Consider the following 15,417-nt stretch of genomic DNA (forward strand, 5'->3'; position numbering starts at 1 on the left):
GATGCGGCTACCAATATGGCCGTAGACGAAGCTATCCTTTTGGAGCACCAGGCCGGCCGGGTCCCTCCTACATTACGCTTCTATACCTGGGATCCCCCGGCCCTTTCTTTAGGTTATGCCCAATCCCTAGAAAAGGAAGTAGATGTTACAGCCCTAAAAGCCAAGGGCTTCGGTCTCGTCCGGCGCCTAACCGGTGGCCGCGCAGTCTTACATGATAAGGAAATTACGTATAGTATAGTAGTCAAGGAGGACCACCGCTTGATGGCCGGGGGAGTTTTACCCTCCTACCTTAGGGTGGCCCGGGCGCTAGCTAGTGGTTTAGAACTGTTGGGGCTTAAAGTAGAGATCGCCTCCGGCCGGGAAAAGGTTTTAAGCCAGCATACTTCGGCAGCTTGCTTTGATGCTCCTTCTTGGTATGAAATTACAGTTGAAGGCAGGAAACTCATCGGGAGCGCCCAGACCAGGAAAGGGGGAGTGGTGCTCCAGCACGGCTCCCTTGTTTTAAGGCAAAATGTAGAAGGCTTATTTGAAGTGTTAAAATTTCCTTCTCCCGAGGAGCGTTATAAGTTACAAGAAAAGTTTACCCGCCGGGCTTGCGGGCTGGAAGAAGTTTTAGGCCGCCCTGTCTCTAAAGAGGAGATCAAGGAAGCCATTGTACGCAGCTTTGAAGAGCTTTACGATTTGCGCTTGCTCCCCGGAAAATTAACTCCAGGGGAAGAAAAACTGGTGGAAGAACTCCGGGTAAAGTACTCAAGCCCTGGGTGGAACGCCAGGCGGTAAAAAAGTAGCCCTTTTCGAAGGGTAAAGCCGCGTATAGCGACACCTCCCCCTGGGGAAATCTATGTTCCGGAAGTTTAGTTTATTCCCAAGGGAGGTGCTTTTAATTTAAAGATGGGTGACAGAGGCCGAAGCCGTTTTGTAGATGAAGACCGCACCAGGCTGGAACAGATGCGGGCTGCAGAATATCCTGGAGGTGTAGTGGTGGATCCGGTACCTGTAACTGCGGGTAGTGAGGTTACTATAATGTATTACGGGCTCCTAGCCCAATGCGGGGCCGACCAGATTTGGATGCGCACAGGTTACGGCGATCCCAATAACTGGCAAGAAATTTATGATCACCCCATGGAGCGCACCGGCTATGGCTGGGTAAAAAATATCCGGGTTTCTGAGGATTACGACCGCTTGAACTTCTGCTTCAAAGACAGCGCCAACAACTGGGATAACAATAACGGCCTTAACTGGAGTTTCATAATCCATAAAGGCGACTGGAAAGTGTAAAGCCTAAACTCTTAAGAAGGGTAAAACCCTAAAAATACAACACTAAAAAGCCCTCCAGGTTCTTAAGGCCCACCCGGTCCACCTGGATAAAACTCTAAAGAAACACTAAAAAGGGATAGGTTCTTGGCCTATCCCTTTTAAGTGTTTTATTTTTAAGTATCCGTGCCACTTTTCGCAGGAAGATACCGCCTGCGGTTATCTACTACTTTTGCGTTTAGAAAGGGCCTCTCGGTACATTTCTTCATAGTGGGCGGCAGAAACTCCCCAAGAAAAATCGGCCTGCATACCCCGCTCCATAATTTTTCTCCACTCATGGGGTTGGGTATAATAAACTTTTAAGGCCCGGTTTATGGCCTGGAGAAAGGCCTGGGGGGAATACTCATGAAAAATGAATCCGTTGGCCTTCTCAGGATACTGGTGGAAATCCAGAATGGTATCTTCCAGGCCACCGGTAGCCCGCACCACCGGTACTGTCCCGTAACGTAGGCTTATCATTTGCGCTAGACCACAGGGTTCAAAGCGCGAGGGCATAAGGAAGATATCGGCTCCGGCGTATATCCGTTGGGCAAGGTCCGGATCGAACCCTATTTTTACAGCCATCTTATGGCGGTATTTTACTTTATATTGGGAGAAGAGCTGCTGGAAATAATCATCACCTTTACCTAAAAGAACTAATTGTACATCCTGTTGTAAAAGGATATCCAGGATAGCAGCAAGAAGGTCCAGCCCTTTTTGGCTTACCAGCCGGGAGATTACGGCCAGCACAGGTACCTCTTGCACGGGAAGTTGTAATTCCCGCTGAAGGGCTTTTTTATTTTCTTTTTTACCCTCCAGGTTATGGATGTCGTAGTTTACGGCCAGGCGGGGATCTGTGGCAGGATTAAATTCCTCATAATCGATGCCGTTTAATATCCCCCGTAAGTCCGCAGCCCTTTTACGTAACACACCGTCCAGACCCTCCCCCAATTCGGGTGTCTGGATCTCCAGAGCATATTTAGGGCTTACCGTGTTTAAAAGATCAGCATAAAGGAGACCGGCTTTCATAAAGTTTACTTTTCCATAAAACTCCAGGAGTTCGGGAGTAAAGAACTCATCTCCTAAAGCCATCAGTTTTAACGTCTCTTTAGGGAAATGGCCTTGGTATTGCAGGTTGTGGATGGTAAAGATAGTAGCTGTATAGCGGTAAAAAGGATTATTTTCGTGCTTTACTTTTAGAAAAAGGGGGATGGGTGCTGTCTGCCAGTCGTTACAATGGATGATGTCGGGCTTAAAATCTATCCAGGGTAAAAGGGCCAGGATGGCCTTACAGAAGAAATTAAAGCGGGCATCGTCGTCCGCATAACCGTACATCCCTTCGCGATAGAAATACTTGTAGTTATCTACGAGGTATACTGGCACAGGGGGTTCGCCTGGGAGGGTTGTATGGCGGATGATAGCCGTCTCTAAACTTCCGTCCATTTCCACGGGCAGATCGGTTAGATAATCGATGTTGGTGATATGGCGGTAGCGAGGAAGGGCCACGCGCACATCCATTCCCCGCCTGGCCAGGGCCTTGGGCAAGCTACCGGCTACGTCGGCTAGGCCGCCAGTTTTAGCCAAGGGCGCAACCTCCGAAGAAACGAATAATATTTTAAGTTTCTCCGTCATTTTCGTCCTCCTTATTAGCCTGTGTTAAAAATTGGGCAGCCAGCTCTGGAGGCGTTGGGTTGATATAGATGCCGGTTCCGTATTCGAACCCGGCTACTATAGTTAAACGAGGGAGGAGTTGAAAGTGCCAATGATACCCATTTATCTCCTGGGTTTCACCGTTTACAGGAGCGCTGCGCAAAATTAAGTTAAAAGGGGGATCTTGCAGGGCCCTTTGAAGCCGTCCCAGGACATCTTGCATTATGGCAGCCAGATCTTCTAAATTTTCATCTTCTATTTCCCCAAAGTGAGATTGGTGCTGCCGGGGGAAGATCCAGGTTTCAAAGGGGAAGCGGGAAGCATAGGGGCAGAAGGCTAAAAACTTCTTGTTGAAAGCCACCACCCGGGCTCCCTTTTGCATCTCTTCTTCTAGGAGATCACAAAAAAGGCAGCTTTCTTCCTTTTCCAGGTATTCTTGTACCCGGTTAAACTCTTGGCTTACAGCCGGGGGTATAAAGGGGGTGGCAAGGAGCTGGCTGTGGGGGTGTTCTAGGGAAGCTCCAGCTATTTGGCCTTGGTTTTTGAAAATCTGGATGTATTTTAGACCCTTTTGGGAATGTTGGAGGTAGCGCTGCCGCCAGGCTTGTAGTACCTTAACGGCCTGTTGCGGAGGATAATCAGGGAAGCTTGCTTCGTGCTCGGGTATTTCGATTATAACTTCATGTACTCCCTTTCCGGGTAGACAACGGTATAACTCCGTTTTTTGTTCTTCTCCGTTTTCTTCCGGGAGAAGGGCAGCAAACTTATTGGGCACTACGCGCACCTGCCAACCGGGGGAGTCGGCCTTTGTATCAGGAGAGCGCAGGGCGAATACTTCCGGTGGAGTTTGCTTTTCATTACCCGGGCAAAAGGGGCAAGTATCTTTTACGGTCGCTTTTGTTTCTCGTCCTTTATTATCAGTAGAGGCATAGTCGGAAGGACGTTTAGCCCTTTCGGTTGCGATGATCACCCAGTTTTGTGTGACGGGATCTTGGCGGAACTCGGGCATAGAGGAGTAAGCCCTCCTTAAAAAGAGTAAAGCCTTTTTCTAGGTTTCGTCTTAAGCTATCAGTTTATACACGGATTATCCCTGGCCCCCTTTACTATTGAGGTGGGGAAGGTTAATATCTTGACGAAAAGATTTTTAGAGAAAGGGGAAAAGGAAATTGCGCATCGCCATCATCGGTGGGACCGGCGTTTATGACCCGGGTATGCTGGAGATGCGGGAACAAAGGGTGGAGACGCCTTATGGGGAAATTACGGTGAAGGTCGGCCTTTATAAAGGAGAAGAAGTGGTGTTTATGAACCGCCACGGAGAAGGGCATTCCTTACCCCCGCATAGGGTTAACTACCGGGCTAATATTTGGGCCTTAAAGGTTTTAGGGGTGGAGCGGGTTATAGCTACGGCAGCAGTAGGCTCTACCAATCCTGATTATAAACCGGGGGAATTTGTTATAGTTCATGATTTCCTGGATTTTACTAAAACCAGAGTCTATACCTTTTTTGAAGGCGGCGAAACAGGGGTTGTGCATACCGATTTTACCCAGCCTTACTGTCCCGAGCTACGGGGGATACTTTTAAAGACAGCAAAAGATTTAGGGATTAAAGCCCACGATGGAGGCGTTTACGCCTGTACCGAGGGTCCCCGCTTTGAAACCCCGGCTGAGATCCGGATGATAAGGCAGCTGGGGGGCGATGTGGTAGGTATGACCGCCGTTCCCGAGGTTATTCTGGCCCATGAAGCCGGGCTTTGTTATAGCACCATCGCCATGGTTACCAATATGGCAGCGGGTATCTCGGATGCTCCCTTGACTCATGAGGAAGTATTAGAGGTCATGGACAGAAACGGCAGGAACCTCAGAGAGCTTATATTCCAGGCCATCCCCCGCATTCCCTTAGAGCGAGGATGCCGGTGCTCTCACACTCCAGGAAGGCTAGACATAGGGACAGCCGGGAAAAAAGATGCATAAAAAGCCGAAAGGAGTATCGAATATGGCCGCTTCTTTAATCCGTAACCCTGATTTAGCCAAAGATGGCAAACAAAAACTGGAGTGGGTTCGCCACCATATGCCGGTGTTAAACCAGGTCCGCCAGTCCTTCGAGCAGGTTAAGCCTTTTCAAGGCCTCCGGATAGGCATGTGCTTACATGTTGAGGCCAAAACCGCCTACTTAGCTGAAGTGCTAAAATCTGGAGGAGCAGAAGTGGCCCTGTGCGGCTCTAACCCCCTTTCCACCCAGGATGATGTCTGTGCCGCTTTAGCCGACCTGGGGATTAGCGTCTTTGCTTGGCACGGATGTACCCTTGAGGAATACAGCTTGTTTTTACATAAGGTTCTTGACACTAGGCCCCAGCTTATCATAGATGATGGGGGAGATTTAGTGCACCTCTTACATACTGAACGCCGGGACGCTTTAGAGGAAGTTTTAGGTGGGGCAGAGGAGACTACCACAGGTATCCTTAGGCTTAAAGCCATGGAGAGGGATGGGGTTTTGGCCTTTCCCATGCTGGCCGTTAATAATGCCCGCTCTAAACACCTCTTTGATAACCGTTATGGTACGGGCCAGTCGACCTGGGACGGGATTATACGTACTACTAATCTGGCTGTTTGCGGGAAAACAGTAGTAGTAGCCGGCTATGGCTGGTGCGGGCGGGGAGTGGCCCTGCGGGGGAGAGGATTGGGAGCGCGGGTGGTTGTGGTAGAAGTAGATCCCATCAAGGCTATGGAAGCCCTTATGGACGGCTTTGAGGTTATGCCCATGGCCGAGGCAGCCAAGGTCGGCGATATATTCATTACTACCACCGGGTGTATTAATGTTATCCACGGGGAACATTATGCATTGATGAAAGATGGAGCCATTCTGGCCAATGCCGGCCATTTTGACGTGGAAATAAACAAGAAGGATTTAGAGGCGGCCTCCCGTAGCCGCCGGCTGGTACGCCGGAATGTAGAAGAATTTGAGCTTAAGGATGGCCGTAGGCTGTATCTTTTAGCCGAGGGCAGGCTGGTGAATATCGCAGCAGCGGACGGTCACCCGGTAGAAATTATGGATCTTTCCTTTAGCCTTCAGGCCCTGTGCATGGAATATTTAGCCAAGGAAGGGAGAAATCTTCCTTCTAAAGTTTTGCCTGTACCTGAAGAAATAGATAACCGGGTCGCCCTCCTTTGGCTTAAATCTGTGGGAGTAGAAATAGATACCCTCACACCCGAACAGGAAGATTATCTTTCTAGCTGGCGTCACGATTAATTTCCTTCCTTACCCATTAGGAAATGGGGGATAAAGGCTATGGTAATAGACCGTGTAGTGGTATTAGTTTTAGATAGCGTGGGAGTAGGTGAGCTACCCGATGCACCTCAATACGGGGATGAGGGCAGCAACACTTTGGGAAATATAGCCAAAGAGGTGGATTTACACCTACCTAATATGGCTCAGATGGGGTTGGGGAATATTATACCTTTACGGGGTATCCCGCCAGCCACCGAACCCATTGCCGCTTACGGGAAGATGGGGTCTCAAGCACCGGGTAAGGATACTACTACCGGACACTGGGAGCTGGCCGGCCTCATTTTAGAAAGGCCCTTTCCTTTATATCCCAATGGCTTCCCGCCGGAGATCATCAAATCCTTTGAAAAAGCTATAGGCCGTAAAGTATTGGGTAACAAACCGGCATCAGGTACAGAGATCATCCATGAACTGGGCGAAGAACATATGCGCACAGGGTACCCTATTGTTTATACTTCGGCCGATAGCGTATTTCAAATTGCCGCCCATGAGGAGATTATCCCGGTAGAAGAGCTATATCGGTACTGCCGGATAGCCCGCGAGCTTCTTAAAGGGGAGCACGCGGTGGGAAGGGTTATCGCCCGGCCTTTTGTGGGGGAACCCGGCCATTTCATCCGCACCGACCGGCGCCAGGATTTTTCCCTGGAACCTCCTCGTCCTACTTTGCTAGATATTTTAAGCCAGGCCGGATTACAGGTATTAGCTGTGGGAAAAATAAAGGATATTTTTGCCGGTCGAGGTATATCCCGGTGGAGTCATACCCATGACAACATGGATGGAGTAGATAAAACTTGTAAATTTTTACGTGAAAGCGAGCGGGGCCTGATATTTACTAATTTAGTAGACTTCGACATGCTTTACGGGCACCGCAACGACGTGAAGGGGTATGCTTCTGCCTTAGAAGCCTTTGACCGGCGCCTTCCAGAGTTACTGGAGAACTTAGGTCCCCGGGATGTGCTTTTTATCACTGCAGACCACGGTTGTGACCCCACTACCCCCAGCACGGACCATTCCCGAGAATATGTACCTGTCCTGGCCTACGGCCAGCCTGTGCGGCCGGTAGATATCGGGCTTCGTCCTACCATGGCCGATCTGGCAGCTACTGTAGCTGAACTTTTGCACGTACCTTACCACCTTGAAGGCACTAGCTTTGCTGAAGCTTTGCTCTGAAAGGAAAAGAGACCGGAGGGGGAAGGATGAAAATTTATCCTATTGAAGAGTGGCAGATACGGGAGACGGAATTTGATATAGAGACTAACTATAGGGACGAGACCATTTTTGCCACGGGAAATGGATATATAGGTATGAGGGGGAATTTGGAAGAAGGGTACAGCGGTCCGCCGGGGACCACCTTTAACGCCACCTATCTCAACGGCTTTTATGAAGAGTATGATATTGAGTATCCGGAAGATGGGTATGGATTCGCCCGTAAAGGGCAAGCTATGTTAAATGTGGCCGAGGCAAAAACCGTAAAACTCGACATTGATGGGGAAGAATTTGACCTTCTAAAAGGGAAGATACACTTTTACGAGCGCGTTTTAGACTTAAACAAGGGCATACTCCGGCGCAAAGTGGTCTGGGAATCGGCTTCGGGTAAGAAGGTCGAGGTCGAAATTAAAAGAATAGTATCCTTTCCCCGGCCCCGGCTGGCGGCGCTAGCAATTACTGTAAAGCCTTTAAACTTCGAAGGAGAGCTTAAGTTTACCTCTCGTATCGACGGCCAGGTTTCCAATTTAACAAGAAGCAAAGATATGAGGGTGGGAGCCGGCCTTAAGGGTCGCAGTTTAATTACTGTGGAAAACAAAGTAGAAGGCACGTTAGCCTGGATTAGGCAGAAGACTTTGAGAAGCGGGCTCTCTTTGGTATGTGCCGTGGAACATTCTCTGGTGCCAGCTAATAAGGCTAAAGTTTTAGGCTATGCAGGTAAGGATACGGTGGAGGTAAGGTTCGAACTCAGGGCTTCTAGAGGAGCTTCCTATACCCTTTTTAAATATATTTCTTACTTTACCTCTAGGGATTATGAAGAAAACAGTTTGGTAGACTTGGCCTTGGAAGAAGTGAGAAGGGCTAAGAAAGATGGATTCCAAATATTAGAAAAAGAGCAAGAAGAATTTCTTGCTGGTTTCTGGGAAGATGCCGATATAAAGATCGAAGGGGACCCGGCGGCCCAACAAGGGATAAGGTTTTGCCTTTTCTCTCTTTTGCAGTCTACAGGCAGGGACGGCAAGACCAATATAGCTGCTAAAGGTTTGACAGGTGAAGGCTACGGAGGCCACTATTTCTGGGATTCTGATATATACGTCTTACCCTTTTTCCTTTTCACCTGGCCGGAGGTAGCAAAAGCGCTTTTGCTACACCGCTATAGTTTACTTGATGCCGCAAGAAGCAGGGCCAGGGAGCTAAGGCATAAAGGAGCGCTTTATCCTTGGAGGACCATCAGCGGCCTTGAATGCTCAGCTTATTTCCCGGCTGGTACCGCCCAGTACCATATAAACGCGGATATTATCTATGCTTTAAAGCGCTATGTAGAAGTGACGGGAGACGTGGAATTCCTGTGGAATTACGGCGCCGAGATGGTCTTTGAGACAGCCAGATTTTGGGTTGATCTCGGGGCCTATATTCCGGGCAGGGGCAATAAATTTTGTTTCCATTGCGTCACCGGACCCGATGAATATAAAGCCTTAGTGGATAACAACGCCTACACCAACTATATGGCTAAGATGAATTTAGAATACGCTGTAGAAGTAGCCGAAAAGATGAAGAGGGAGCGACCGGCAGACTATGCCAGGGTAGCAGGAAAGATAAAGTTAGCAGAAAAAGAAATTAAGGAGTGGCGCAGGGCTGCGGCCCACGTGTATTTACCTTACTCGCGGAAGCTTAAAATAATACCGCAGGATGATAGCTTTCTTTTCAAAAAGAGGTTACCGGCGGATCAAATACCGCGTGAACACTTCCCCCTTTTGCTACACTGGCATTATCTTAATATTTACCGCTACCAGATTTGCAAGCAGCCCGATGTGCTCCTGCTTTTGTTTTTACTTCGGGAGAAATTTACCCTGGAAGACGTAAAGCGAAATTATGATTACTATGAACCTATAACCACTCATGATTCCTCCCTTTCCCCGCCCATATTTAGTATCCTAGCCTGGGAGATAGGCTACGAAGAAAAGGCCTATAAATATTTTTTGCACGCTGCCCGGATGGATTTGGATGATTACCACGGCAACACAAAGGACGGCATCCATGCGGCCAGCATGGGAGGGGCCTGGGGTGCGGCCGTTTACGGTTTTGGTGGAATGAGGGTTTATCCTGAAGGATTACATTTTTATCCCAGTATACCAAATCAATGGAAAAGACTGTCTTTTTCTATAAAATATCGTGGAAGGAAAATAAAGGTAACAGTAGAAAAAAATCGTGCTCATTACACCCTAGTGCAAGGTGAAGCTTTAAAGATATGCCACTTCGGAAAAGAAGTTTTACTCAACCCGGGAGCTACCGTATCTAGAAGAATACCTTCCAGGCGCAGGGCTAAAACGTTTTTGTGCAAGGGAGCTTGAGGGAAGGTGCATTTATGCGTTACTGCGGGGCCATATTTGATCTTGATGGAGTCATAGCTGATACGGCTAAATATCATTATCTGGCCTGGAAGAGGCTGGCCGATGAATTGGGGCTTTATTTCGACGAAAAAATAAACGAAAGGTTAAAGGGGATCGGAAGGTTAGAATCCTTAGAGATTATCCTGCAAGAAAACGGCAGGTATTTTAGCCGCCGGGAAAAGGAATATTATGCCAATAAAAAGAATGAATATTATGTAGAAATGATAAGGCGCATAACTCCCAAAGATTTATTGCCCGGCGTAGCTGATTTGATATCCAACCTTAAGGACTTAGGCGTTAAGCTAGCAGTAGCCTCGGCCAGCAAAAATGCCCCGGCCGTTTTGAAGAACTTAGGGTTAGTAGAATGGTTCGACTACATTGTGGATGCCGGACAGATTAAGAAGGGTAAACCGGACCCTGAGATATTTTTAGTGGCGGCCCGGAATATTGGCGTTAAGCCCCGGGAGTGCGTAGGCTTCGAAGATTCTGTAGCAGGTATCGCCGCCTTGAAAGCTGCGGGAATGTTCGCCGTTGGTGTGGGAGACGAAAAGAGATTAAAAGATGCTGACCTGGTGGTAAAGGATTTGACCCCTACAGAGCAGATCCTTAAATTATTTTTATAACGGCGAGGTACACTGCTTCTTGAGGAAGGTCTGGTAAATTGAGGTGCCTTTCTGAGATACCTTTATGTTTATTGACAAGTGGGAAGGTATATGCATATAATTTGATTAAACAATTGCTTAATTCTTATAGATATTGGGAGGTATCCCCTTATATGGAATCTAACCGTGATCTATGTGATAGCTTTTGCCCCTCGGGTGAGACTGAAGAGCTTAAAAAGAAATTGTTGGAGGTAGCGGGTTTATCGGAGATATTCAAGGTCCTGGGTGATGAAACCAGGACTAAAATCTTGTATCTGCTGGCCCATCGGGAACTATGTGTTTGCGATTTGGCCTCTATTTTGGAGTTGAGCTTACCGGCTGTTTCCCATCACTTGAGGATCATGAAAGCCTTAAGGCTGGTAAAGTACCGCCGGGAAGGCAAAATGGTTTATTACTCCTTAGATGATGAACATATCCTAAACTTGATTCGTGAGGCCCAAGCTCACTTTGCAGAAGGAAGATAACTTAAAGAGGATTTTTTGTCTAAGAAGATGGCGGTAAAGAGAGGGGAAGTAAGAAGGAGGTTTAGCGGTTGGATTGTTGTACGTGTCCTAATGGAAAGGGACTTAGCAACGCCTTTATTGTGATTTCCGGGATATTGTTGGCGATAGGCATTATTTTTAATGAACCCTTAAAACGTACTCCTTATTCCGTAGCCGAATACTTGGTTTTGCTGTCCGCTTACTTTCTCTCCGGTTGGAAGGTGTTAAAGAGCGCTTTTAAAAATCTTTTTCGCGGACGGGTCTTGGATGAAAATTTCCTGATGACCGTCTCTACCTTGGGGGCCCTCGCCATCCGCCAGCTACCCGAAGCAGCGGCGGTTATGACCTTCTACGCCATAGGTGAGTATTTTAAGGAGCGGGCCGTTAATCGCTCACGCCGCTCCATTGCCGCCCTTTTAGATCTCCGGCCGGATTATGCCAACCTGAAGTTAGACGGTGAAATAAAGAAGGTACGGCCGGAAGAAGTAGAAGTGGGCCAACTTATCGTAGTAAAGCCGGGTGAAAAGGTGCCTTTAGATGGTGAAGTGGTAGAAGGGATTTCTTTTGTAGATACTTCACCCTTAACGGGAGAGCCCGTGCCCCGTAAGATAAAAAAAGGCGATCAGATCTTGGCCGGAATGATAAACGGTCAAGGGTTCCTTATAATAAAAGTCACTAAGCCCTTTGAACAATCTTCTATAGCGCGCATTTTAGAGCTTGTACAAAAGGCTGCAGAGAACAAAGCACCTACCGAGCAGATTATCACCACTTTTTCCCGTTATTATACTCCGGTGGTGGTTTTTGGGGCTTTAATAGTGGCTTTTTTACCCCCTCTTATCTTGCCCGAAGCTAGCCTAAAAGAATGGGTTTACCGGGCCCTGGTGCTGCTGGTAATTTCCTGCCCGTGCGCTCTAGTGGTGTCTGTGCCTTTAAGTTACGCCTGCGGGCTGGGCGGAGCGTCCCGCCGGGGTATCCTGGTGAAAGGGGCAAGCTTTTTAGAGGCCTTGGCGCACTTGCACACAGTAGCCTTTGATAAAACCGGCACTTTGACACGAGGGGTCTTCCGGGTAACGAAGGTAGTCCCATACAATGGTTTTAGGGAGGAAGAAGTTTTGGCGGCGGCCGCTTCAGCGGAAGTCTACTCTACCCACCCCATCGCCCATTCCATCCGGGCTTCCTACGGGAAAGAAATCCCTTTGAAAGAAATTAAAGATTTTCAGGAGATCCCCGGCCTGGGCATCAGCGCCGTGGTAGAAGGGAAGAGAGTCTTGGTCGGAAACGATCGCTTACTGCATAAGGAAGGTATACCGCACGAAATATGTAACATAGAAGAAGGCACCGGCGTTCACGTAGTCCTGGATGGGATCTATGCCGGTTATATAATCATTTCAGATGAAATAAGACCTGATGCTAAAGAAGCCATATTAAAGCTTAAGGAACTGGGGATACAAAAAACAATCCTTTTGACTGGTGACCAGGAATATGAGGCCCGCCTGGTAGCGCAGAAGCTCGGTTTAGATGCTTACTTTGCTGAACTCCTTCCAGAAGGGAAAGTAAAGAAGGTGGAAGAGATACAAGCTGCCTTGCCTAATCGACATAACCAGAAGGTAGCTTTCGTAGGCGATGGGCTTAATGATGCCCCGGTTATAATGAGGTCGGATGTAGGAGTGGCTATGGGAGGGCTGGGGAGTGATGCTGCCCTTCAGGCTGCGGACGTAGTATTAATGGAAGATACTCCTTACAAACTAGTCACCGCAGTTACCATTGCCCGCGGGACAATTCGTATAGTAAAACAAAATATAATCCTCGCTTTAAGTATCAAAGCCCTCTTTTTCGTTTTAGGCACCATGGGCGTAGCTACCATCTGGGAGGCGGTTTTTGCCGACGTAGGTGTAGCGCTGGTAGCTATTCTTAACGCTACCAGGGCTTTTAACCTCCCTACAGCCCGTGAGCCGAAGAAAACAAAGATGCTTACAGGAACCTGGTAGCAAAAATAGTAACAATAATGGCCACAAAACCCAATATTGCCGTCCATTCTAGTACAGCATAGCTCTGGCGCGTCCCTTTCAGTTCTTCACGTACTTCGCGCCGGAGTTCGGCAATTTCCTGGCGCAGATCCCCCATTTCCCGGCGCAGGTCTCCCATTTCTCGGCGCAGGTCGCTAATTTCACGTTGGACATATTTTTCAAAGGAATCTAGCTTCCAGATCAGCACATCCCAGGGGCTAACCCTATGCAACTCTTCCTTTTTTGCTTCTTCAGTCATAGGTGGCACTCCCTTTCACTTATCTTCAGTATAATCACCGGTCAGTGAGCCGGTCAAGCAGCCGACCCCGCTTCGTGTAAGCTAAACTTTTTTCGACCTAAAGCTAAGTACAAGCAACTATTTCTTGAAGCTTCTTAATGCTGGATTGGAGGGCCGCCATCTCCTGGGATAAATTCTCTGCTTGTTCCTGCCGCTTGGCCCGAGCCGATTGAATTGCTCCGTGAGTTGCCGAAATGGTACTTTGGAGACGCTCGTTCAATCTAGCTTCAAAAAGACGAAAAGCGTGCTCCAGATTTTGCAGCGTAGCCCAACGTAAGTTTTCTACATTGTGCAGGAGGTCAATTTTCCCTATACAAAGCTAAACAATCTATAGCTTTGTTAGGTACTCATTGTATAGACTCCAACGAGCACTATGCCGTTGGAGCCGACGGCTACCTCCATCACCGTCTGGTTGTCCGGCACCCCTGTTAAACAGGGGAGGCCCACATTCCCCCGGCTTCAGGCCTCCGGCTACCGGACATCTTCCCGGCGTTTTCCGTCCCTCGGGCTCCCGCCCTCGGGCACATGCTGGGTAGGGGAGTCACCCCACCTACCCGCCGTCCCTTGGCCCCCACCACAGGGTGTTGCCGGACTCCCGGGAAGCCCGGCAGGGAAGAACGGCGGGCTTAAAGCACAATATTCACGATGAGTTGCCGAACATGAAAGACAGCCAGTCCTCAGGGTTCCACCAAAGGATTAGGCGGTCTTCTCTTATCGCCCGTATCTTCGCCGCCTTGAACAGTCCGAAGAGCCTGCCCCAAAGCTTGAAATGCTGCCATCCTTCCTTTGGCGACAGCATCCTCAAGATCTCTTTGGGGACCTTCTCGGTAAAGCCCAAAGCCCTCCTGGCAATTACAAAGGCGGCGGCTTGGTGGGCGGAAAGACCGTAAACCCGGGAGTATTTGAAATATCCTATAAGCGAGGTGAACTTAGCGGGTACGGTAAAGACGGCAATACCCTTCTTCCTTAGAGCCACTACAATCCGGTTGAAAAGGAGCTTCTTGCAGAAGTTATGAGTGATGCGATTGAAGAGGTGGTTGGTGTCGTGGTCCTGGGCGAAGGACAGCTCTTCCAGGGCTGCCTGCCTTATACCCAGCGATTCCAGCCAGTCGGCTACGTCCTTTGCCAGGTTCCCAGCTATCCATTCCCGTTTTTCATGGGAAACGTAGACCAGTTCAGGACACCAGAAACAGCGTGAGATATGGAAATTGCCGTCCGGCAAGACCACGGTTACGGCCACCACATCGGGATTTAAGTCTATCCCTCCCATGCGCAAGTCTTTGTTTACAGGTGCGTCGTCGCCTAAGGGAAAGGAAATAAAGCAATCAAACCTTCCGTTCTTGCGGACTACCCTTACCGTATAGGCACCGGCTCTCAAAAGGTGTTGCCAGAGTATGCTCCGGTAACGAACAGGTATTTCCAGGGGCACCGTGACCCAATCTTCTTCTTTCCTCTCACGGCCGTCTTTGTTCCCTGGCTCCGGCGGTATGTAGACGTTGAGGCGGAAGGAGCCGGTAACCTCGTCGAAGACCACTTCCGTGTTGGCGTTGCCGTACTGGCCTTCCAGCCCCTTCTGGTTGGCCTGGCCTACGGAGTAAAAGGAGTTTGACCGTAATTCCCGCCACTCCTCTTTAGACAGTTTTCCTTCTTGGAGCAGGAGCAGGTTCCTTTTACCCCCGAATACCGCTGGCGGGACTTCATTCCTTTCCAGGAAGCCTTTCCAGTAGGCCAGCTTACCCCGGAGCTTGGCAATACGGAAAGTCAAGCCCTGCCGGTGGAGTTTATTCTTGGTGCGTTCCAGCTTTTCTTCAGACTTTTCTATCTTGGCCTCCAGGTCCGATACGTGCATCCTGACCTGTTCCTTTTGGCTCTCAATGGTGGCCCTGGCGTCCTCGACAGCCCACTGGCACCAGCGGGCGTTGGGGAAGAATTTACTGTAGAGGTCTTTGACGATTTCTTTGGGTTCTCTTCCCCGCCTTAGGGCCTGGTAAGCGGTGCGCTTGGCCGCTTGGAAGCGGCGCATGAAAGAAATTATCTTTTCTTGTGTGTTTTTATCGGGGTATATCCTGCCGGGCACGGTTATCATGTCAGCGGGCTTATTCACCTTTTGCCGCATCCGCCATGGCCTCCCTTACTTTTTTGCGGAAC

General features: G+C 49.0%; 13 protein-coding genes. 9 read left to right on the forward strand and 4 right to left on the reverse strand.

Annotation, left to right across the window (positions count from 1 at the left end; genetic code table 11):
• Both L5656_RS07085 and L5656_RS07090 read left to right on the forward strand, forming a co-directional pair.
• Positions 1-780: lipoate--protein ligase family protein (locus L5656_RS07085; RefSeq protein ID WP_297201073.1), on the forward strand; the 780-nt coding region annotated here is incomplete at its 5' end.
• A gap of 111 nt (positions 781-891) precedes the next feature.
• The gene (locus L5656_RS07090) at positions 892-1,278 is read left to right on the forward strand and encodes a carbohydrate-binding protein (protein ID WP_297201076.1); all 387 of its coding nucleotides are present in this window, start codon (positions 892-894) and stop codon (positions 1,276-1,278) included.
• Between the two features lie 195 nt (positions 1,279-1,473).
• Here the strand turns inward: L5656_RS07090 and glgA are convergent, their stop codons facing one another.
• Positions 1,474-2,925: a glycogen synthase GlgA gene (gene glgA / locus L5656_RS07095; RefSeq protein ID WP_297201079.1), complete on the reverse strand. Its 1,452-nt coding sequence runs from the start codon at positions 2,923-2,925 to the stop codon at positions 1,474-1,476.
• Positions 2,909-3,952: a galactose-1-phosphate uridylyltransferase gene (gene galT, locus L5656_RS07100; protein ID WP_297201081.1), complete on the reverse strand. Its 1,044-nt coding sequence runs from the start codon at positions 3,950-3,952 to the stop codon at positions 2,909-2,911. Before galT ends, glgA begins: the two co-directional genes overlap by 17 nt.
• A 157-nt stretch (positions 3,953-4,109) precedes the next feature.
• Between galT and mtnP the strand changes: the two genes are divergently transcribed.
• The 7 genes from mtnP (at position 4,110) to L5656_RS07135 (ending at position 12,953) form a co-directional block, all read left to right on the forward strand.
• Positions 4,110-4,913 (forward strand): S-methyl-5'-thioadenosine phosphorylase, encoded by an 804-nt coding sequence (gene mtnP, locus L5656_RS07105; protein ID WP_297201084.1) that lies wholly within the window; start codon positions 4,110-4,112, stop codon positions 4,911-4,913.
• Positions 4,914-4,935: 22 nt separating this feature from the next.
• Positions 4,936-6,189, forward strand: coding sequence for an adenosylhomocysteinase (locus L5656_RS07110; protein ID WP_297201087.1), 1,254 nt, complete (start codon positions 4,936-4,938; stop codon positions 6,187-6,189).
• 39 nt (positions 6,190-6,228) lie between these two features.
• Positions 6,229-7,395, forward strand: a complete 1,167-nt coding sequence (locus L5656_RS07115; RefSeq protein WP_297201090.1) for a phosphopentomutase — start codon at positions 6,229-6,231, stop codon at positions 7,393-7,395.
• 26 nt (positions 7,396-7,421) lie between these two features.
• On the forward strand, positions 7,422-9,782 hold the full coding sequence (locus L5656_RS07120; RefSeq protein WP_297201093.1) for a glycoside hydrolase family 65 protein: 2,361 nt from the start codon (positions 7,422-7,424) through the stop codon (positions 9,780-9,782).
• Positions 9,783-9,796: 14 nt separating this feature from the next.
• Positions 9,797-10,444 (forward strand): beta-phosphoglucomutase, encoded by a 648-nt coding sequence (gene pgmB / locus L5656_RS07125; protein ID WP_297201096.1) that lies wholly within the window; start codon positions 9,797-9,799, stop codon positions 10,442-10,444.
• Between the two features lie 152 nt (positions 10,445-10,596).
• The gene (locus tag L5656_RS07130; RefSeq protein ID WP_297201099.1) at positions 10,597-10,947 is read left to right on the forward strand and encodes an ArsR/SmtB family transcription factor; all 351 of its coding nucleotides are present in this window, start codon (positions 10,597-10,599) and stop codon (positions 10,945-10,947) included.
• Between the two features lie 68 nt (positions 10,948-11,015).
• Positions 11,016-12,953 (forward strand): heavy metal translocating P-type ATPase, encoded by a 1,938-nt coding sequence (locus tag L5656_RS07135; RefSeq protein WP_297201103.1) that lies wholly within the window; start codon positions 11,016-11,018, stop codon positions 12,951-12,953.
• On the opposite strand, the gene L5656_RS07140 is transcribed toward L5656_RS07135, so the two are convergent.
• On the reverse strand, positions 12,937-13,230 hold the full coding sequence (locus tag L5656_RS07140; protein WP_297201106.1) for a hypothetical protein: 294 nt from the start codon (positions 13,228-13,230) through the stop codon (positions 12,937-12,939). The two genes, L5656_RS07135 and L5656_RS07140, sit on opposite strands and share 17 nt — an antisense overlap.
• Before the next feature lie 679 nt (positions 13,231-13,909).
• Positions 13,910-15,385, reverse strand: coding sequence for a hypothetical protein (locus tag L5656_RS07145; RefSeq protein ID WP_297201107.1), 1,476 nt, complete (start codon positions 15,383-15,385; stop codon positions 13,910-13,912).
• Between the last annotated feature and the right edge of the window lie 32 nt (positions 15,386-15,417).

It is taken from the genome of Thermanaeromonas sp. (genome assembly GCF_021890735.1).
Lineage (GTDB): Bacteria > Bacillota > DSM-521 > Neomoorellales > Neomoorellaceae > Thermanaeromonas.

Excerpts from the sequence above, each read along its gene's own strand:
- L5656_RS07115 (WP_297201090.1), top strand. The coding sequence starts at position 6,229 with ATGGTAATAGACCGTGTAGTGGTATTAGTTTTAGATAGCGTGGGAGTA.
- L5656_RS07130 (WP_297201099.1), top strand. The coding sequence starts at position 10,597 with ATGGAATCTAACCGTGATCTATGTGATAGCTTTTGCCCCTCGGGTGAG.
- L5656_RS07145 (WP_297201107.1), bottom strand. The coding sequence starts at position 15,385 with ATGCGGCAAAAGGTGAATAAGCCCGCTGACATGATAACCGTGCCCGGC.
- galT (WP_297201081.1), bottom strand. The coding sequence starts at position 3,952 with ATGCCCGAGTTCCGCCAAGATCCCGTCACACAAAACTGGGTGATCATC.
- L5656_RS07090 (WP_297201076.1), top strand. The coding sequence starts at position 892 with ATGGGTGACAGAGGCCGAAGCCGTTTTGTAGATGAAGACCGCACCAGG.
- L5656_RS07140 (WP_297201106.1), bottom strand. The coding sequence starts at position 13,230 with ATGACTGAAGAAGCAAAAAAGGAAGAGTTGCATAGGGTTAGCCCCTGG.
- glgA (WP_297201079.1), bottom strand. The coding sequence starts at position 2,925 with ATGACGGAGAAACTTAAAATATTATTCGTTTCTTCGGAGGTTGCGCCC.
- L5656_RS07120 (WP_297201093.1), top strand. The coding sequence starts at position 7,422 with ATGAAAATTTATCCTATTGAAGAGTGGCAGATACGGGAGACGGAATTT.
- L5656_RS07110 (WP_297201087.1), top strand. The coding sequence starts at position 4,936 with ATGGCCGCTTCTTTAATCCGTAACCCTGATTTAGCCAAAGATGGCAAA.
- pgmB (WP_297201096.1), top strand. The coding sequence starts at position 9,797 with ATGCGTTACTGCGGGGCCATATTTGATCTTGATGGAGTCATAGCTGAT.